At 67.5% G+C, this 18075-nt stretch carries 17 protein-coding genes; 9 read left to right on the forward strand and 8 right to left on the reverse strand.

Annotated features, from left to right (window positions below; translation table 11 throughout):
• Positions 1-254: 254 nt before the first annotated feature.
• From P2PM1_RS13985 to rsmA, 3 genes are read left to right on the forward strand one after another with little or no spacing between them, the layout of a single operon-like run.
• Complete coding sequence (locus P2PM1_RS13985) at positions 255-1172, forward strand: peptidylprolyl isomerase (protein ID WP_208984612.1); 918 nt, start codon at positions 255-257, stop codon at positions 1170-1172.
• Positions 1173-1182: 10 nt separating this feature from the next.
• Positions 1183-2202 (forward strand): 4-hydroxythreonine-4-phosphate dehydrogenase PdxA, encoded by a 1020-nt coding sequence (pdxA, locus tag P2PM1_RS13990; protein WP_186389285.1) that lies wholly within the window; start codon positions 1183-1185, stop codon positions 2200-2202.
• Positions 2199-3041, forward strand: coding sequence for a 16S rRNA (adenine(1518)-N(6)/adenine(1519)-N(6))-dimethyltransferase RsmA (gene rsmA, locus P2PM1_RS13995; RefSeq protein WP_186389284.1), 843 nt, complete (start codon positions 2199-2201; stop codon positions 3039-3041). Before pdxA ends, rsmA begins: the two co-directional genes overlap by 4 nt.
• Before the next feature lie 9 nt (positions 3042-3050).
• On the opposite strand, the gene gmk is transcribed toward rsmA, so the two are convergent.
• The 7 genes from gmk to fabD form a co-directional block, all read right to left on the reverse strand.
• Positions 3051-3746, reverse strand: coding sequence for a guanylate kinase (gene gmk / locus P2PM1_RS14000; protein ID WP_186395485.1), 696 nt, complete (start codon positions 3744-3746; stop codon positions 3051-3053).
• Positions 3747-3762: 16 nt separating this feature from the next.
• Complete coding sequence (locus P2PM1_RS14005; protein ID WP_208985279.1) at positions 3763-4659, reverse strand: YicC/YloC family endoribonuclease; 897 nt, start codon at positions 4657-4659, stop codon at positions 3763-3765.
• 54 nt (positions 4660-4713) lie between these two features.
• The gene (gene mltG, locus P2PM1_RS14010; protein WP_186389282.1) at positions 4714-5892 is read right to left on the reverse strand and encodes an endolytic transglycosylase MltG; all 1179 of its coding nucleotides are present in this window, start codon (positions 5890-5892) and stop codon (positions 4714-4716) included.
• A 155-nt stretch (positions 5893-6047) separates the two neighbouring features.
• The gene (fabF, locus tag P2PM1_RS14015) at positions 6048-7313 is read right to left on the reverse strand and encodes a beta-ketoacyl-ACP synthase II (RefSeq protein WP_186389447.1); all 1266 of its coding nucleotides are present in this window, start codon (positions 7311-7313) and stop codon (positions 6048-6050) included.
• Positions 7314-7373: 60 nt separating this feature from the next.
• Entirely contained in the window at positions 7374-7610 is a 237-nt protein-coding gene (locus P2PM1_RS14020) for an acyl carrier protein (RefSeq protein ID WP_186389281.1), read from the reverse strand.
• Between the two features lie 292 nt (positions 7611-7902).
• Positions 7903-8640 (reverse strand): 3-oxoacyl-[acyl-carrier-protein] reductase, encoded by a 738-nt coding sequence (gene fabG / locus P2PM1_RS14025; protein WP_186389280.1) that lies wholly within the window; start codon positions 8638-8640, stop codon positions 7903-7905.
• 38 nt (positions 8641-8678) lie between these two features.
• Positions 8679-9620, reverse strand: a complete 942-nt coding sequence (gene fabD / locus P2PM1_RS14030) for an ACP S-malonyltransferase (RefSeq protein ID WP_186395484.1) — start codon at positions 9618-9620, stop codon at positions 8679-8681.
• Between the two features lie 398 nt (positions 9621-10018).
• Here fabD and rpsF point away from each other — a divergent pair, with 398 nt between their 5' ends.
• From rpsF to tyrS, 4 genes are all read left to right on the forward strand, one after another.
• Complete coding sequence (rpsF, locus tag P2PM1_RS14035; RefSeq protein WP_186389278.1) at positions 10019-10471, forward strand: 30S ribosomal protein S6; 453 nt, start codon at positions 10019-10021, stop codon at positions 10469-10471.
• A 12-nt stretch (positions 10472-10483) separates the two neighbouring features.
• Positions 10484-10732 (forward strand): 30S ribosomal protein S18, encoded by a 249-nt coding sequence (gene rpsR, locus P2PM1_RS14040; protein WP_186389277.1) that lies wholly within the window; start codon positions 10484-10486, stop codon positions 10730-10732.
• Between the two features lie 90 nt (positions 10733-10822).
• Positions 10823-11407 (forward strand): 50S ribosomal protein L9, encoded by a 585-nt coding sequence (rplI, locus tag P2PM1_RS14045; RefSeq protein WP_186399475.1) that lies wholly within the window; start codon positions 10823-10825, stop codon positions 11405-11407.
• A gap of 371 nt (positions 11408-11778) precedes the next feature.
• Positions 11779-13032, forward strand: coding sequence for a tyrosine--tRNA ligase (gene tyrS / locus P2PM1_RS14050; RefSeq protein ID WP_186395483.1), 1254 nt, complete (start codon positions 11779-11781; stop codon positions 13030-13032).
• A gap of 79 nt (positions 13033-13111) precedes the next feature.
• Here tyrS and P2PM1_RS14055 read toward each other — a convergent pair whose 3' ends face one another.
• A complete protein-coding gene (locus P2PM1_RS14055; RefSeq protein WP_244301534.1) occupies positions 13112-16384 on the reverse strand; it encodes an AsmA-like C-terminal domain-containing protein in 3273 nt (1090 codons plus the stop codon).
• 198 nt (positions 16385-16582) lie between these two features.
• On the opposite strand from P2PM1_RS14055, the gene P2PM1_RS14060 reads away from it, so the two are divergent.
• Positions 16583-17053 (forward strand): peroxiredoxin, encoded by a 471-nt coding sequence (locus P2PM1_RS14060; protein ID WP_186389273.1) that lies wholly within the window; start codon positions 16583-16585, stop codon positions 17051-17053.
• Positions 17054-17134: 81 nt separating this feature from the next.
• Entirely contained in the window at positions 17135-17986 is an 852-nt protein-coding gene (locus tag P2PM1_RS14065) for a ferritin-like domain-containing protein (protein ID WP_186389272.1), read from the forward strand.
• Positions 17987-18075: the final 89 nt, after the last annotated feature.

Consider the following 18075-nt stretch of genomic DNA (forward strand, 5'->3'; position numbering starts at 1 on the left):
ATGCGGACCGCTGGCACTTACGGAATGCTGTCGCATCGACGGATTTTGGCCGTTTTCTGGTGTCACAGCAGTCCGGCTGGACGAACTGTGAAGCCGTCCGGGCCAGGGGCAGGTGCACGCGCCCCTCGCCATCGCCACGCAAACCTCGCCACGTCCGCAAGGCCGTGCGGGACAGGCGGAAGACCGCCAGCATAGGCGACGGAACGAGACGACACTGGACGCGGCGATACTCGACGCGACGACAGGGGGAATGAATGACTGCAAAACGCTGGATGCTCGCGGGCCTGGCGCTTCTGATCGCCGCCACCGTTTCCGGCGGACCGCTTTCCGCGCAGACCGCCATCAAGGTGATCGTCAACAACAAGCCGATCACCACCTATGACATCAATCAGCGGGCCCAGCTCCTGCGCCTGACCGGCAGCCGCGGCGGCGCCAAGCAGGCCACCGAGGAGCTGATCGACGAGGTCCTGAAAATGGACGCGGCCGAACGCGCCGGCATCCGGATCAGCAAGGCCGACGTTGACGACGCCTATGCGACGCTTGCCACCCGCGTGAAGCTGACGCCGTCGCAACTGACACAGGCGCTTGGGCAGTCGGGCATCAAGGCCGACACAATGCGCCGCCGCATCCAGGCAGAGATCGCCTGGACGCAGCTCCTGCGCGCCCGTTTCCAGGCAGAGGTGCGCATTTCCGAATCCGACGTGATCGCCGCCCTGCGCAAGCAGGAGGACAAGAGCAGCGACACCAGCATGGAATATCGCATCCAGCCGATCGTCTTCGTGGTCCCCGCCAAGACGTCCGCCGCCAACAAGAGCCAGCGCCGCCGCGATGTCGACACGTTCCGCTCGCGCTTCTCGTCCTGCAACGAGGCCCAGGCGCTCGCCAGCGAGTTCCGCGAGGTGGTGGTGATGCCGATGGTGACCCGCCTGGAGACCGAGCTGCCGCCCACCGTCAAGACGCAGTTGGACAAGACCGCCGTCGGCAAGGTGACCGCACCCGAGGACACGTCGAAAGGGTTCGAGGTCTTCGCCGTCTGCGACAAGCGCGAAATCGCCAGCAATGCGGCGGCGCGCATGGAGATCGAGGACGAATTGCGCAACAAGGAAGGCGAACAGCTCTCTCGGCGTTACCTGCGCGAATTGCGCGGTCGCGCCATCATCGACTATCGCTGAGCCGCCCGGCATGCGCACCAGCCTCCGCCCTCTGGCCGTCACCCTCGGAGATCCGGGCGGCATCGGTCCCGATGTCGCCCTCGCCGCCTGGATGAGCCGCGTCCAGCGCGAGCTTCCTCCCTTCTACATCCTGGCCGATCCGGCCTTCCTCACCGCCCGTGCGATCCGTCTCGGGCTGGATGTGGCCATTGCCGAGGTCACGCCGGAGGAGGCGCTGGAAGCCTGGAGCGAGCGCCTGCCCGTCGTGCCGATCGGCCACGAGATACCGGATCGTCCGGGGGTTGCCGATCCAGCCAACGCCGCCGCCGTGATCGCCTCGATCGACCGCGCCGTCGCCGACACGCAGCAGGGGCGCGCGGCGGGCCTCGTCACCAACCCGATCAACAAGAAAGCGCTCTACGACGCCGGCTTCACCCATCCGGGACATACCGAGTATCTCGGCGAGTTGGCGCGGCGCGCGGGAGCGCAGGACGCGACCCCGGTGATGCTGCTGGCCGGTCCCGACCTGCTGGTGGTGCCGGTCACCGTCCACATCCCACTGCACAACGTGCCGAAGGTGCTGACCAGCGACCTCATCGTCGATGTCGGGCGCATCGTCCACCGGGACCTTGTGCGGCGTTTCCGCATCGACGCGCCGCGCATTGCCGTCGCCGGCCTCAACCCGCATGCGGGCGAAGGCGGGACGATCGGCTACGAGGACGAGGAGATCATCGCCCCGGCGGTGGCGCGTCTGCGCGCCATGGGCATCGATGTTCGCGGCCCCCTGCCCGCCGACACCATGTTCCATGCCGAAGCCCGTGCAAGCTATGACTGCGCCCTGGCCATGTATCACGACCAGGCGCTGATCCCGGCCAAGACGCTCGCCTTCCACGAGGCGGTGAACGTCACCCTCGGCCTCCCCTTCGTGCGCACCTCGCCCGACCACGGCACCGCCCTCGGCATCGCCGGCACCGGCAGCGCCCGGCCAGACAGCTTCGCCGCTGCGGTCCGGCTTGCCGCCGTGCTCGCCGATCCGGGCCTGATCGAATGAGCCAGATCGACGACCTGCCGCCGCTGCGCGATGTCATCCGCATCCACGACCTGCAGGCCCGCAAATCCCTCGGCCAGAACTTCCTGCTCGACCTCAACCTGACGCTTAAGGTCGCCCGCACCGCCGGCGACCTGAGCGATTGCACGGTGCTGGAGGTCGGCCCCGGGCCGGGCGGCCTCACCCGCGCCCTGCTGGTGGCCGGCGCCAGACGCGTCGTGGCGGTGGAGAAGGACCCGCGCTGCCTGCCGGCGCTGGCGGAGATCGCCGCGCGCTATCCCGGCCGGCTGGAGATCCTGGAAGCGGATGCGCTGACAATCGATCTGGAGCGCATCGCAGATGGCGGGCCGCTGAAGATCGTCGCCAACCTGCCCTACAATGTCGGCACCCAGCTTCTCGTCGACTGGATCACCAGCCCGTGCTGGCCGCCGGCCTGGCAATCGCTCACCCTGATGTTCCAGAAGGAAGTGGCCGAGCGCATCGTTGCCGCTCCCGGCAGCAAGGCCTATGGCCGCCTCGGCGTGCTGGCCGGCTGGCGCTGCCACGCGACGCTGGCGTTCGAGGTCGGACCCAAGGCCTTTACGCCGCCGCCCAAGGTGACCTCGGCGATTGTCCACCTCACCCCGCGGAAGGCGCCGCTCGACTGCGATCTGACCGCGCTCGAACGCCTCACGGCCGCCGCCTTCGGCCAGCGCCGCAAGATGCTGCGGGCGAGCCTCAAGCCGCTGGCCGCCGATGCGGAGGCGCGCATTGCCGCAGCCGGCATCGCGCCGACCCAGCGCGCCGAGCAACTGGACATTGCCGATTTCGTGAAACTCGCCAACGCTTTCGCGAACGGATAAGCGAGACGCTCAGGCCTCGCCTGTCTCGCGCTTCAGGTCCTCGACCATGCCCTCGATGAACGGGCCGATGGCGGGGCTGCGTTCGCGCCGCAGGCGTTCGGCGCGCAGGATCGACAAGGCCCCCTCGAAGGCGGTCTGCAGATCGTCGTTGACGATCACATAGTCGTAGTCCTGCCAGTGCTTCATCTCGCCCACAGCCGTCTTCAGGCGGCGCTGGATGACATCCTCGGCATCCTCCGCCCGCCGGTGCAGGCGCGACTTCATCTCGGCGATGGACGGCGGCAGGATGAACAGCGACACCACATCGGAGCGCATCTTCTCGTAGAGCTGGAACGTGCCCTGGATATCGATGTCGAAGAGCACGTCGCGCCCGCCCGCCAGCGCCTCCTCGACCGGATCGCGCGGCGTGCCGTAATAATTGCCATGCACCTCGGCCCATTCGAGCAGTTCGCCGCGATCGCGCATCTGTTCGAAGCGCTCGCGCGAGATGAAGTGATAGTGCACCCCTTCGATCTCGCTCGACCGGCGCGGCCGGGTCGTCACCGAGACCGAAAGCGTGAGGCTGGTCTTCTCGCGATCGAGAAGCTGGCGCGCGATGGTCGACTTGCCCGCCCCCGAGGGAGAGGACAGCACCAGCATCAGCCCGCGCCGACGCGCCTCCGCCTCCCTGGAGGTGACCACCGTTCCGCCATTCCGTGTCGTCATGCCCGCCCCGTCCCCGTCATTCCAGGTTCTGAATCTGCTCGCGCATCTGGTCGATGACCGTCTTCAGCTCCAGCCCGATCGCCGTCAGCTCCGTGCCGTTCGACTTGGAACACAGCGTATTGGCCTCGCGATTGAACTCCTGAGCCAGAAAGTCGAGCCGCCGCCCGACCGGCCCGCCGGCGTCGAGCAGTTCGGTCGCCGCCTGGACATGGGCGACAAGCCGGTCCAGTTCCTCGCGAATGTCCGCCTTGGTGGCGAGCAGCGCCGCCTCCTGATGCAGCCGTGCCGCATCGAGCGCCATGCTGCTGCCGACAAGCGCCTCGACCTGCGCCGCCAGCCGCGCGCGGATCGCCTCCGGCGCCCGGCAGGGCGCGGCCTCGGCCTGGCGGGTCAGCTCGGCAATGGTCGCTAGCTGGCCGCGCAGCACGGTGGCGATGGCCACCCCCTCGCTGCGGCGCATGCGGACAAGCTCCTCGAGCGCGCTGTCCAGCGACGCCTTCAGCGCCGCCAGCATCGCCTCGCGCTCGGCCGGAACCTCTTCCGGTTCCTTCCATTCGATGACGCCGCGCTGCGCCAGGATGCCGTCAAGCGCGACGGGGGCCGCGTCCGGCAGCCGTCGCCGTACGGTCTCCAGCGCGGAGAGAACCGCGTTGAGCGCCGCCTCGTTGATCTGCGGCACCGCTTCGCCCTGACTGCGCTGGTAGCTCAGCCCGATGGTGACATTGCCGCGCGTCAGATGGCGGCCGGCTGCTTCCCGGCAGACGCCTTCCAGCTCTTCCAGCCCGTTCGGCAGGCGCATGCGCAGGTCGAGACCCTTGCCGTTGACCGAGCGCAGTTCCCAGGTCCAGCGGGCCGCGCCAAAGGCACCTTCGGCGCGCCCGAAACCTGTCATGCTGGAAAGCGGACGTGCCATGTCACCACCTGTCTCAAGCGACCCGGAAAACCGCGGCTCTCGCCATCCTCGAGATCAACCGCCGCTGCCGCTGCTCGCGGGCTGGTCCTGGGCTTCCCGCTCCCGGCGCTCGCGCTCCACCTGGCGCCAGCGCGCGACATTGCGCTGATGCTGCTCGTAGGTCTCGGCGAAGACGTGTCCGCCCGTGCCGTCGGCCACGAAGTAAAGATCCTTGGTGCGCGAGGGATTGGCCACCGCCTCCATCGCCGCGCGCCCCGGATTGCCGATCGGTCCCGGCGGCAGACGGTCGATCTGATAGGTGTTGTAGGGGGTTCGGGTGTCGAGCTGCGAGCGGGTGATCGCGGAGCGATCCTGCAGCCAGGCCTCGCCGCCATAGATCCCATAGAGAATCGTCGGATCGGACTGCAGCCGCATGCGCTGGCGCAGACGGTTGACGAAGACGCCGGCGACCCGCGGCCGCTCGTCGGCCCGCGCCGTCTCCTTCTCGACGATGGAGGCCAGCACTACCAGTTCCTCCGGCGTCTCGACGGGCAGACCTTCCGTGCGCCGATCCCAGATGTCGGCCAGCGCCTTCGCCTGTGCGTCCTTCATCTGCTGGATGATCTGGGCCCGCGTCGTGCCGCGCGTGAACGTATAGGTTTCCGGCAGCAGCGAACCTTCCGCCGGGATCTCGTCAAGCGGGCCGGTCAGCACCGGATGCTCACGCACCCGGGCGACGACCTGGGCGCTGCTCCAGCCCTCGGGCACCGTCACCGTGTGGTAGACCGCCTTGCCGCCGACAAGGTCCTCCATCACCTGACGCATCGAGACGCCCGGCGCGAAGGCATATTCGCCGGCCTTCAGTCGGGCGGCGTTCTTGTAGGCCTGGACACCGGCCCAGAACACGTTGGAATCCTCGATGACACCCTGGTTCTCCAGCGTGTCGGCGATCACCCGCAAGCCGCTGCCGGAGGGAATAATCACAGTCTTCTCGACCGTCAGCGGTCCGGGCGAGTCGAACTCCGCCTTGCCCCAATAGAGCAATGCGCCCGTGCCGATCACCACCAAGAGGGCCAGCGACAGCAGGGCATTGATGACAATGACGAACGGATTGCGGACATGCCGCGAGCGCAGCGGCGGCGGCGGAGCCGGCTCGGGCTGGATCGCCTCGCGCGGGCTCTTGGGATTCGGGCGATAGGGCGCGTCCTCCTCGCGGGAGGCGGTATCGGGCTCTCGGCCTGGCGTCTCGGTCATCTGTCCTGTCCGGTCCTTTTGATCGAGGCAATGGACACGCCACTTGGCCCGAAATTATGGCCAAACCGGGAAAGACTGGGCTTCCCGGCGCAAGTGCGGACCAGTTGCGCCGGCGGAACAGACATCCTGCTCCCGCCCGGCGGCGGAAGCTCCTGTCAGGCAGCGACCTTGCGGAACACCAGCGATGCGTTGGTGCCGCCGAAGCCGAAGGAGTTCGACAGCGCGGTGTCGACGGTCATCCGCTTGGCCACCTTCGGGACCAGGTCGATCTCGGTGTCGACGGACGGATTGTCGAGGTTGATCGTCGGCGGGACGATGCCGTCCCGGATCGACAGCAGCGAGAAGATCGCCTCGATGGCGCCGGCGGCTCCCAGCAGATGGCCGGTCGACGACTTGGTCGAGGACATGGTCAGCCGCGCCGCATTGTTGCCGGCCAGCCGCTGGATCGCGCCGAGTTCGATCTCGTCGCCGAGCGGCGTCGAGGTGCCATGGGCGTTGATATAGTCGATATCCGACGCGGCAAGGCCGGCCCGCTTCAGCGCCGCCTGCATGCAGCGATAGGCGCCGTCGCCATCGGCGGCCGGAGCGGTGATGTGATAGGCATCGCCCGACAGGCCGTAGCCGACCACCTCGCCATAGATCGTCGCGCCGCGCGCCTTGGCATGCTCGTATTCCTCGAGCACGACAATGCCGGCACCCTCGCCCATGACGAAACCGTCGCGATCCTTGTCATAGGGCCGCGAGGCGGCTTCCGGACGATCGTTGAAGCCGGTCGACAGCGCCCGCGCGGCGGCAAAGCCGGCCAGCGACAGACGGCAGACGGGCGACTCTGCTCCGCCGGCCACCATGATGTCGGCATCGTCCAGCGCGATCAGCCGCGCCGCGTCGCCGATAGCATGGGCGCCGGTCGAACAGGCCGTCACCACCGCGTGGTTCGGCCCCTTCAGGCCGTGGCGGATGGAGACATAGCCACTGACCAGATTGATCAGCCGGCCGGGAATGAAGAAGGGGGAGATGCGCCGCGGACCCTTGTCGCGCAGCACATGGGCAGTGGCCTCGATGCCCTGCAGGCCACCAATGCCGGAGCCGATCAGGACGCCGGCGCGATTCTGGTCTTCCGCCGACTTCGCGGTCCAGCCGCTGTCGCGGATCGCCTGTTCTGCGGCCGCCATGCCGAAAATGATGAACTCGTCGACCTTGCGCTGTTCCTTCGGATCCATCCAGTCGTCCGGATTGAAGGTTCCGTCCGACCCGTCTCCGCGGGGGATCTGGCAAGCGATCTGACAGGCGAGATCGTCGACCTCAAAATGGCTGATGCGGGAGGCCCCGCTCCTGCCCTCGAGAATTCTGGCCCAGCTCTCCTCGACACCGCACGCCAAGGGCGTGACCATGCCAAGGCCGGTAACGACTACTCGCCTCATCATGAACCTGTATCTGGCGCGTCGGGCGGACACGAAGCCCGCCCGATGCGGAAAACTGTATCAGCCGGCGTTCTTTTCCAGGAACTTCACGGCGTCGCCGACGGTCAGGATCGTCTCGGCGGCATCGTCCGGAATCTCCACGCCGAACTCTTCCTCGAAGGCCATGACCAGCTCGACGGTGTCGAGGCTGTCGGCGCCCAGATCGTCGATGAAGCTCGCCTCCATGGCAACTTTGTCGGCATCGACGCCGAGATGCTCGATAACGATCTTCTTTACCCGATCCGCGATGTCGCTCATTTCAGAATTCCTCAGTTGCTTCCAACGGTTTTCGCTAGTTCAGCGCTCAGCGCCGCACCTCGTACCCGATCTCCGGAACGCGATGCCGGAACGAGGCGAATGGGATCCAGCCCGCACCATGCCCGAGCCGGCAACCTTGGCCGGCCGGACAGGCCGCGCCCGAGCGCCGATCATTCGTGAACGGGTTCGCTGGCCGGCGGGTTCGTAACACACTTTATGGGGCTTGACCAGCCGGCGCGCCAAGCTGCGAAACGCCAGTTCCACAGGGCCCGCTCCGTCCGGGTTTGCCAAGTCAAATCATAGCCATACCGCCGTTGATGTGCAGCGTCTCGCCGGTCACATAGGCCGCTTCCTCGCTGGCGAGATAGAGCGTCGCCGCGGCGATCTCCTCCGCCCTGCCGAGACGGCCAGCCGGCACCGTGGCCAGGATCGATTCCTTCTGCTTATCGTTGAGCGCATCGGTCATCGGGGTCTCGATGAAGCCGGGCGCGATCGTGTTCACCGTAATGTTGCGCGACGCGACCTCGCGCGCAAGCGACTTGGCCATGCCGATGAGGCCGGCCTTGGCCGCCGCATAGTTGCCCTGGCCCGCATTGCCGGTGACGCCGACCACGGAGGCGATGTTGACGATGCGGCCGTAACGGCGGCGCATCATGCCCTTCACCGCGGCGCGGCACAGGCGGAAGCCGGCGGTCAGATTGACCTCGATGACGTCGTCCCACTCTTCATCCTTCATGCGCATGAAGAGGTTGTCGCGGGTGATACCGGCATTGTTGACGAGAATGTCGAGCTGGCCCATGGCCGCCTCGGCGGCCGGCACCAGCGCATCCACCGCTGCCCTGTCGGAGAGGTTCGCCGGCAGGACATGCACACGCTCGCCGAGATCGGCGGCCAGCGCCTCCAGCTTCTCGGCGCGGGTTCCGGATAGCGCGACCGTGGCGCCGCGCGCATGTAGGGTTCGGGCGATCGCCTCGCCGAGGCCACCGGTGGCGCCGGTCACGAGCGCGGTCTTGGAAGTCAGGTCGAACATGGGTCTTTGTTCCTTGTCTTGCGATGCGCGCCTTGCTGTCAGGCGAGCCGCTCCAGCAGGGCTGCGATATCGTCCGGCGTGTTGACGGCAATGCCGGTCATATCCTTGGAGATGCGCTTGACCATGCCGGTCAGCACCTTGCCGGTGCCGATCTCGTAGGCCGTGTCGACGCCGGCCGAGGCCATCCACTCGATGGATTCGCGCCAGCGCACCGTGCCGGTCACCTGCTCCACCAGCCGGCGGCGGATCTCGTCCGGGTCGCTGGTCGGGCTTGCGAGCACATTGGCGACCAGCGGCACGGCCGGAGCGTTGAAGGTAACGCTCTCGAAGGCGGCGGCCATCGCCTCGGCGGCAGGCTGCATCAGCGCGCAGTGGAAGGGCGCGCTCACCGGCAGCAGCACCGCGCGGCGGGCACCGCGCCCCTTGGCGATCTCGATGGCGCGCTCCACCGCCGCCGTGTGGCCGGAGACCACGACCTGGCCCGGCGCATTGTCATTGGCGGCCTGGCAGACCTCTCCCTGCGCGGCTTCCGCAGCGACGGCAGCCGCCTCGGCATAGTCGAGGCCGAGCAGCGCGGCCATCGCCCCCTCGCCCACCGGCACCGCCTGCTGCATCGCCGTGCCGCGAATGCGCAGCAGCCGCGCCGCATCGCCGATCGACAGCGTGCCGGCGGCGGCCAGCGCCGAATATTCGCCGAGCGAGTGGCCGGCCACATAGGCAACGCTCGCGGCAAGGTTCAGGCCGCGCGCCTCGGCCGCGCGCATGGCCGCAAGGCTGACCGCCATCAGCGCCGGCTGGGCGTTGGCCGTCAGCGTCAGCTCTTCGGCGGTGCCGTTCCACATGATCTCGCTGAGCTTCTGCCCCAGCGCCTCGTCCACCTCATCGAACACCGCCCGAGCCTCGGCGAAGCTGTCGGCCAGGTCCTTGCCCATGCCGACAGCCTGGCTGCCCTGTCCCGGAAACGTGAATGCGATACTCATTGGCGCTGGCTCCAACATCCCTTGGCGCGGCCGGATTCGCGTCTGCCCGTCCGCCTTGTCGCAAAATGTGCCGCAAAGAGACGTCGCAGGCACACACTGTCAAGGTGGAGCAGAGAAAAATCGCGCACAATCCCGTCGCTCCGCCTTGCGAAGCCGCGCAACTGGTGTATAAGCCACGCTTCGTTCGGAACTCTGGCCGGGGGCTGAACGGAAGGTCCGCCGCATGCCCGCATCTCTTCAGTATAGAGGAGAGGCAGGCGCCAGGCGGGCAGGACGGCACAGTGCCGCCCGTCTTCCCGTGTCTCCGCCTTCGAAGTTGCTTCGTCCGCCTTTCTTGAGGGCTCGAAGAGGCTTAGCGCCGGGTTCCGGGAACTGAAACGAAAAGAAAGGCGCATCTCATGCCGCTTTACGAGCATGTGTTCCTGGCTCGCCAGGACGTCTCGGCCCAGCAGGTCGAGCAGATGGTCGAGCAGTACAAGTCCCTGATCTCCGAGAACGGCGGCACCGTCGGCAAGGTGGAGACCTGGGGCCTGCGCACGCTGGCCTATCGCATCAACAAGAACCGCAAGGCGCACTACACGCTGATGAATCTGGACGCCTCTCCGGCCGCCGTGGCCGAGATGGAGCGTCAGATGCGCATCAACGAGGACATCCTGCGCTTCATGACGCTGCGCGTCGAGGAGCACGAGGAAGAGCAGTCCGCGATGATGCAGAAGCGCGACCGTGACGACCGCCGCGGCGGCCGTGGCGAGCGCGGTGAGCGTGGCGACCGCGGTGATCGTGGTGACCGCGGTGATCGCGGCGGCCGTGACCGCGGCGATCGCGGCCCCCGCCGCTTCGACGACGAATAAGGAGCAAACGCAATGGTCGATATCGCACAGCTTCCGACGCGCCGCCCCTTCTTCCGCCGTCGCAAGACCTGCCCGTTCTCCGGTGCCAGCGCGCCGAAGATCGACTACAAGGACATCCGCCTCCTGCAGCGCTACATTTCCGAGCGTGGCAAGATCGTGCCGAGCCGCATCACCGCGGTGTCGGCCAAGAAGCAGCGCGAGCTCGCGCGTGCCATCAAGCGCGCCCGCTTCCTCGGCCTGCTGCCCTTCGTGATCAAGTAAGGTCGCGATTTTCCAATCGGCTGGGACAGGCCGGCATGCCGGCCGTCCCTAACCGCGCCAGGCGCGGGACAGACGAAAAGGATTACGACAATGCACATTATTCTTCTCGAGCGCGTCGCCAAGCTCGGCCAGATGGGCGAAGTGGTGCGCGTGCGTGACGGCTTCGCGCGCAACTATCTGCTGCCGCAGGGCAAAGCGCTGCGCGCCACCAAGGCCAACCTGCAGCGCTTCGACAGCGAGCGCGCGCAGCTTGAGGCCCGCAACCTGGAGCGCAAGTCGGAGGCCGAGTCGGTCGCCAAGACGCTCGACGGCCAGAGCTTCACGGTCATCCGCCAGGCTGGCGAGACCGGCCAGCTCTACGGTTCCGTGTCGACCCGCGACATCGCCGACGTGATGACCGAGGGCGGTTTCTCCTCGGCCCGCTCGCAGGTTCGCCTCGACCGTCCGATCAAGACCATCGGCCTGCACGAGGTCGCCATCGTCCTCCATCCGGAGGTCGAGGTTTCGGTGACGCTCAACGTCGCCCGCTCCGCCGACGAGGCCGAGCGCCAGGCGCGCGGCGAGGATCTCTCCGCCCGCGAGCAGGACACGTTCGAGTTCGAAGAGGACGAGGACGAAGAGGCCGAGGGCGAGGAAGCCGCTGAGGCCGAGGCTGGCGAGGAAGAGGCTCTCTGAGCGTTCCCCTCTCGCCCCATGAACGAGAAGGCCCTGCTCCGGCGGGGCCTTTTTGTTTTGGTTCTGCGCTCGCCAAGCGAACCTGTCACTGCCGCGTCATCCGCGCCTGCTACCAAAATTCCGATGTCGGCGCGACCCAACCCTCGCCCGGCCTCGACCCGCAAAACTTCACAGCGGCCGGCCTGTCCGGCCGTTTTTTTGTTCGCGGGTCCCGGAGCCCGTCCGCCGCTTGCGCTTTTTGCGATGAAGCCGCCAGCGGCCTGATTTCTCCGTGATCTTGGCAAGCAGTTCGGCTAAGAGGTGCGGGCCCGGTGCGTCCCGCGCGGGCGGTCCGGGTTTCCACACACCCTTTCAAAATGGACACAAGGGAAATGACCGCTTTCAAATCGGAGTTCTTGAAGACCCTCAGCGAACGGGGCTTCATCCATCAGATCTCGAACCCGCAAGGGCTCGACGATCTGTATCGGTCCGAGACGGTCACCGCCTATATCGGCTTCGACTGCACGGCCAAGAGCCTGCATGTCGGCTCCCTCGTCCAGATCATGATGCTGCACTGGATGCAGAAGACCGGGCACCGCCCCATCGCCTTGATGGGCGGCGGCACCACGCGGATCGGCGACCCGTCGTTCCGCGACAGCGCCCGCCCGCTGCTGGACGATGCCCAGATCGAGGAGAACAAGGACGGCATCCGCAAGGTGTTCGACCACTTCCTCACCTTTGGCGAGGGCCCCAAGGACGCCCTGATGCTCGACAATGCCGACTGGCTGATGAGCATCAAGTATGTCGAGTTCCTGCGCGACGTCGGCCGACACTTCTCGGTCAACCAGATGATCCAGCGCGATGCCGTGCGCACCCGCCTGGAGCGCGAGCAGCACCTCTCCTTCCTGGAGTTCAACTACATGCTGCTGCAGGGCTACGACTTCGTCGAGCTCTACCGGCGCACGGGCTGCCGGGTGCAGATGGGCGGCTCCGACCAATGGGGCAACATCGTCTCCGGCGTCGACCTCGGCCGCCGCATGGAGGAAATCGAGCTCTTCGCGCTGACGACGCCGCTGCTCACCACCGCCTCGGGCGCCAAGATGGGCAAGACGGCGGAAGGCGCGGTCTGGCTCAACCCGGACATGCTGTCGGCCTATGACTACTGGCAGTTCTGGCGCAACACCGAGGATGGCGATGTCGAGCGCTTCCTGAAGCTGTTCACGGTGCTGCCGCTCGACGAGATCGCCCGCCTTGCCGCTCTCGGCGGGTCCGAGATCAATGAGGCGAAGAAGGTGCTCGCCACCGAAGCGACCGCCATGGCGCATGGCCGCAAGGCTGCCGAAGAGGCCGCCGAGACCGCGCGCCGCGCCTTCGAGGAAGGCGCGCTGGCCGAGGGCCTGCCGACGGTGGAGATCGCCCGCGGCGAGCTGGAAGCGGGCCTCGGCCTGCTGGCCGCCTTCGTCACGGCAGGCCTGTGCGCCTCCAACGGCGAGGCGCGTCGTCAGGTCAAGGGCGGCGGCCTGCGCGTCAACGATGTGGTGGCCCAGGACGAGAAGCGCGTTCTTGGGCCGACAGATCTCGTCGAGGACGGCGTCATCAAGCTCTCCCTCGGCAAGAAGCGCCACGTGCTGCTGAAAGCCGTCTGAGCCGTCAAGCCACTGCCGACACGACTGCAGACCCCCGGGCGCGCGCGCCCGGGGGTCTGTCGTTCTGGGGGCATCGCCCTCAACGGTATTCGAAGATCTTGCGGAAGATGCCCGGCGCCATCGCCGAGGCCGGGTTCACCGTCAGCACCGGATCGGCGAGCGACCCCGTCAGCCGATAGGTGACGCCGATCAGCCCCTCGTCGGCCCCGCCGCCAAGCGCAAAGCCCAGGATCGGGATCTTGGCGAAGAGATTGTTGATGGCGAAGGCCGGCACGAACGTGCCCGTCATGTCGAGCGAACGGGTCGCGAGATCGACATTGCCCGAGACCGTGCCGCCGATCGTCGGGCCGGCCAGCGTGCCTTCGGTGACGGTCAGCATGTCGCCGCTGCGGCGGAACACCAGCTCCAGCACGCTGAAACTCGCCTCGCCACGACGCTCCACTCCGGCAAGGACCTGGTTGCGACGCGGGTCGCGCGCATCCAGCACCGCCGGGCTGCGCGCCAGCGCCTGGATCGCCGGATCCTCGGTGATCGCCAGCCGCTTGATCTTGAAGTTCCCGTTCCAGTCATTGGCCGTGGGCATGGCGATCGAGAGAATGCCGACACCGCCCCGCATGCGCTGGTAGAGATTGGCGAAACGCAGGATTGCGCCCGTATCCTGGAAGGTGCCGGTCACTTCGCGGCCCGCCCCTTCCCCGGTCATCCTCACCTGGAACACCGACCTGCCGCCCGACGAGCCGGACAGGTCGAGCGCCCGCAGATCGCCGCCCGTCTTCGACATGGACAGCGACACGCCCGACAAGGTGACGCCGTTGAAGCCGATCAACTGCCCGACCTCGGCGGTGATCTTCAGCGCGGTCTTGTCGCCGCCGCCGGGTCCCCCCTTGCCGCTGAGATTGGCGACCAGCCCGCGCGCGTCGAGCCGGTTCGCCCGCAGGTCGACGGTGATCTGCTTGCCGCGCTTGGACAGCCGCAGGCTGGCATCGTCGCTTGCCCGCAAGGCGAAGCGCGAAAACTCCGCCCGCTCCAGATCGCCCGTTGCAGTCAGGGTGATGTTGCCCTCGACCTCCACGCCTTCCGAGGTCAGCCGGAACCCGCGGATCTCCCGCTGTCCGCCACTCTCGCTCATGCGGAATTGCGCGCGCGCGGCAACGCCGGGGCTCTTGCTCCAGCCCAGATCCGCCAGTTCGATGGAGGCCCGCGTGAGATCCACCTGATAGGACTGCCCGGCCTCCGTCTCCTCGGTCGTCAGCTTGAGCGGACCGTTGACGAAGCCGCGAATGTCGATGCCGCGCTCGGCGAGCTGGGCTGCCGTCGCCTCGATCACCACCCCCTGACGGGCGGCGACCGCCTTGCCGTCGGCGTTGTCGAAGGGCACCACCAGGTCCAGATTCGCCGGCAGCCCGTCGAGCTTTCCGCGTCCCTTCAGCGACAGGCTGCCCTCGTCGACGTCGAATGTGAGATCGGCGCCGCTCAGCTTGTGTCCCCGGATCGCCCGGCTGTTGGAGAAGCCCTTGAGCGAGCCGGACAGGTCCCAGTCGACATCGTCGACACGAACATCCTTGACCAGCGCAAAGCGTGCGTTGAGCGTCATCGCGCCGGATCCGGCGACGTCCTCCGGCGCCAGGTCGTTGCGCGACAGCACCGTGAACGGCTCGGCGTCGAGCAGCGTCGCCAGCGACTTCGCCGGCCCCTTCGCCGTCAGCTTGAGCACGCCGGTCTTGGTGCCGCTCTCGCGCAGATCCGGCACCTGGAACACGGTGTCGCTGATGGCAATCTGCTCGCCCGGCCGCGCCACCATCACGCCCGAGGACGACGTGACGGTCAGCACTTCGTCGGCGACATGGATACGCCCCGACAGGCCCTGCGCCACCGGCACCGTGCCGACCGTGCTGAGGCTCAGATCGGAAAAGGCAATGTCGACCTGCACGTCGTCGCCCGACCACCCGGCTTCCGGATCGTCGACGTCGAAGGCGGCCGGCCGCAGCGAGACCATCGCCCTGCCGCTGTCGATCCGCCCGTCGACCAGATGCTCGATCACCCAGGCCCGCGCCGGCGGCATCATGGTGATCGGCCACAACCGCTTCAGGCTCGCGACCGACATCGGGCCGCTTTCAACCGCAAGGGCCATGTAGAGGCCGTCATCGCCGGCGCGCACCGACCCGGCGCCATCCATCTCGGCCGCACCCGAACGCAGCGCCAGCTTGTCGAAATGAAGCTCTCTCTCCTTGAGGTCGGCGCGCCCCTCCGCCAGGAACGCCTCCATCTCGAAAGGCGGGCCCGCCACGTCCGAGGGGCCGATGCGCGCGTCCCGCGACACGATGCGGAAGGACCACATGTCCTGCCATTCCCGCGGCGGCTCCACCAGCCCCTCGAACGGCAGGACCGTGTTGCCGTACTGGTAGAGGGACGGAACCACGCGAAAGCCCGGGGTTCCGGCCTCCCAATAGAGCTGAATGTCGATCTTGTCGAAACCGACCACGGTGTGACCGGTGTTGATCCAGCCCGGCGAGACAATGACGCCGGCCCGCGTCGTGTCGAACGCCCCGTCCGCGCCCATGGCCACGTCGAGCCGGGCCCGCACCGGGATGCCGAGCCCCTTGCCCGCGTCGACCGAGGACTCGACGGAGACGAACTCGCCCAGCGTGACGTCGTACAGGTCGACCCGCATCAGGCTCTCGCCGGTCTCGGGGTCGACAGAGCGGCGGGCCTTGGCCTTCCACTGGCCGAGCCGGCCGGCGATCTCGGCATCCGCCTGCAGCGTGCCGTCGTCGGCCCTGGTCAGTTCGGCGTCGATGCCGCGCATGCGATAGGTCTTCTCGCCCTCCGCGACGATCTCCGCCGAGACCAGTTCGATCCGGGCGATGCCGCGCTGCGCCAGTTGCGCCGTGGCAAGCCGCGCCATGCGATCGGCCGCCTCGGCGATCACCGCCATGTCCGGGATCTCGCTCGACGAGGCGGAGCGCGCCGCATTGGCAATACTCAGGCGCGCATGTTCGAGCCGGATCTCGGACAGGCGCATCTCGCCTTGCAGAAGCGCCAGCGGGTCGAGCGGCGCGGACACGCGCGGCACTTGCAGCGAGAGGCCGTCATCCGCCTCCGCCTCGATCGACAGGTCCAGCAATTCGGCCTTGGGCGGCAGACCTTCGGAGAGATCGATGGTCACCGCCCCCACCCGCAGCCGCGCCCCCGGCGCCAGCGCGCCCTCGGAGAGATACTGCGCCAGGTAAGGCATGGAGACCGGCCCGCTGCCGAAGGTCACCGCCAGCCCGCCAAGGGCGGACACGGCCAGGATGCCGACGATCACCAGCACCACCCGCCAGGGTCGGCGACGCCGCCGGCCATGCAGCACGTCCCGCAAGGGCCTGTCACGATGTATGAGGCGTTTAAGCAGTGTCCCGGTCCTTTGGGCGTGGCAGGCTGATCATCCGCGAATCGGAATGATCATACTATGTCCGCGAAAGGGGATCCGAGCCCGTCGGTAATACGTATCCGCAACTGGCAGGGATTCGTGGACTATCCCTCCCCCAAATGACCAAAGGAAGGCAGCATGACGGAAATCACGACAGGAATCGCCGCACCGGATTTCGAGCTCGAGCGGGACGGCGGCGGCACGCTGCGCCTGTCCGATCTGCGCGGCCGCAAGGTCGTGCTCTACTTCTACCCCAAGGACGACACGCCGGGCTGCACCAAGGAGGCCATCGCCTTCACCGCCCTGGCCTCGGAGTTCGAGGCAGCGGGCGCGGTCGTCGTCGGCATCTCGCCGGATACGGCGGCCAAGCACGACAAGTTCAAGGCCAAGCACGACCTCTCGGTGATCCTCGCCGCCGATCCGGACGCCGCGGTCGCCACCGCCTGGGGCGTCTGGGTGGAAAAGTCGATGTATGGCAGGACCTATATGGGCGTGGACCGCTCGACCTTCCTGATTGACGGGGCCGGCCAGATCGTCGAGACGTGGCGCAAGGTCAAGGTTCCCGGCCATGCCGAGGCCGTGCTGGAGGCCGTCCGCGCGACCCGGTGAGCCGTCGTGGGGCCCGCCGCCGCGAAGCACTCCGCATGAGAGCCGTGCGGCGGCGCCGCCCGTAACGCCTTCGGAGCTTGCATGCGCGTCTCACCAGGCAAGGCCGACACGGCCGACTTCACTCCCGCATCCCTTGCCTGCGGCGCGCGCCGTGTCGTGGCGGCCCGCTCGCTGGACGAGAAGACCGCCGTGGCCCATGCCACCGCTCGCGCCTGGTTCGGCCGCACCTTGTCGCTGCGCCGGCGCACCGGCGGCGAGCGGATGCCGGACCAGCCCGGCCGTCCCGACACGCCGATCCTGCTGCCGCCCCGCGACATGCCCAAGCGCGCCATCGGCGGCACCTCGGGCCGCATCGCCCTGCTGCACTCCCTCGCCCATATCGAGCTCAACGCCGTCGACCTCACCTGGGACATGGTCGGCCGCTTCGCCGACCGCCCCCTGCCCCGCTCCTTCTTCGACGACTGGGTGCGCGTGGGGCTGGAAGAGGCCAAGCATTTCTCGCTGCTGCGCCGGCGGCTGGAGGAGCTCGATTCGCATTATGGCGCCCTGCCCGCCCATCACGGGCTGTGGGAGGCGGCCGCAAGCACAGGCGATGATCTCGCCGGCCGGCTGGCGGTGATTCCCCTGGTTCTGGAGGCGCGCGGCCTCGACATCACCCCGCCGATGATCGAGAAGGCGCGCGAGCGCGGCGACCCGGAAACCGCAGCGATCCTGGAGATCATCTATCGCGACGAGAAACGCCATGTCGCCTTTGGCGCCAAATGGTTCCGCTATCTGTGCGACCAGGACCGCCGCGATCCCGAAGCCCGCTTCCAGGAGTTGGTGCGCCGCCATTTCAAGGCCGGCCTGAAGCCGCCGTTCAACGACCGGGCACGCTCGGAAGCCGGACTGACGCCCGGCTTCTACCGACCGCTGGTTCGCCTTACCGGCTGAATGGATTCTCGAATTCGGACAGTTCCTTAGCTTTTGTTAACCTTAACGGGCGCATGATCGGAGCCGAACGAGGTGCCGCGTGAGTGTCT

It is taken from the genome of Stappia sp. P2PMeth1, assembly GCF_900185735.1.
Lineage (GTDB): Bacteria > Pseudomonadota > Alphaproteobacteria > Rhizobiales > Stappiaceae > Stappia.

Coding starts and splice junctions, on each gene's coding strand:
- P2PM1_RS13985 (WP_208984612.1), top strand. CDS start 255: ATGACTGCAAAACGCTGGATGCTCGCGGGCCTGGCGCTTCTGATCGCC.
- pdxA (WP_186389285.1), top strand. CDS start 1,183: ATGCGCACCAGCCTCCGCCCTCTGGCCGTCACCCTCGGAGATCCGGGC.
- rsmA (WP_186389284.1), top strand. CDS start 2,199: ATGAGCCAGATCGACGACCTGCCGCCGCTGCGCGATGTCATCCGCATC.
- gmk (WP_186395485.1), bottom strand. CDS start 3,746: ATGACGACACGGAATGGCGGAACGGTGGTCACCTCCAGGGAGGCGGAG.
- P2PM1_RS14005 (WP_208985279.1), bottom strand. CDS start 4,659: ATGGCACGTCCGCTTTCCAGCATGACAGGTTTCGGGCGCGCCGAAGGT.
- mltG (WP_186389282.1), bottom strand. CDS start 5,892: ATGACCGAGACGCCAGGCCGAGAGCCCGATACCGCCTCCCGCGAGGAG.
- fabF (WP_186389447.1), bottom strand. CDS start 7,313: ATGAGGCGAGTAGTCGTTACCGGCCTTGGCATGGTCACGCCCTTGGCG.
- P2PM1_RS14020 (WP_186389281.1), bottom strand. CDS start 7,610: ATGAGCGACATCGCGGATCGGGTAAAGAAGATCGTTATCGAGCATCTC.
- fabG (WP_186389280.1), bottom strand. CDS start 8,640: ATGTTCGACCTGACTTCCAAGACCGCGCTCGTGACCGGCGCCACCGGT.
- fabD (WP_186395484.1), bottom strand. CDS start 9,620: ATGAGTATCGCATTCACGTTTCCGGGACAGGGCAGCCAGGCTGTCGGC.
- rpsF (WP_186389278.1), top strand. CDS start 10,019: ATGCCGCTTTACGAGCATGTGTTCCTGGCTCGCCAGGACGTCTCGGCC.
- rpsR (WP_186389277.1), top strand. CDS start 10,484: ATGGTCGATATCGCACAGCTTCCGACGCGCCGCCCCTTCTTCCGCCGT.
- rplI (WP_186399475.1), top strand. CDS start 10,823: ATGCACATTATTCTTCTCGAGCGCGTCGCCAAGCTCGGCCAGATGGGC.
- tyrS (WP_186395483.1), top strand. CDS start 11,779: ATGACCGCTTTCAAATCGGAGTTCTTGAAGACCCTCAGCGAACGGGGC.
- P2PM1_RS14060 (WP_186389273.1), top strand. CDS start 16,583: ATGACGGAAATCACGACAGGAATCGCCGCACCGGATTTCGAGCTCGAG.
- P2PM1_RS14065 (WP_186389272.1), top strand. CDS start 17,135: ATGCGCGTCTCACCAGGCAAGGCCGACACGGCCGACTTCACTCCCGCA.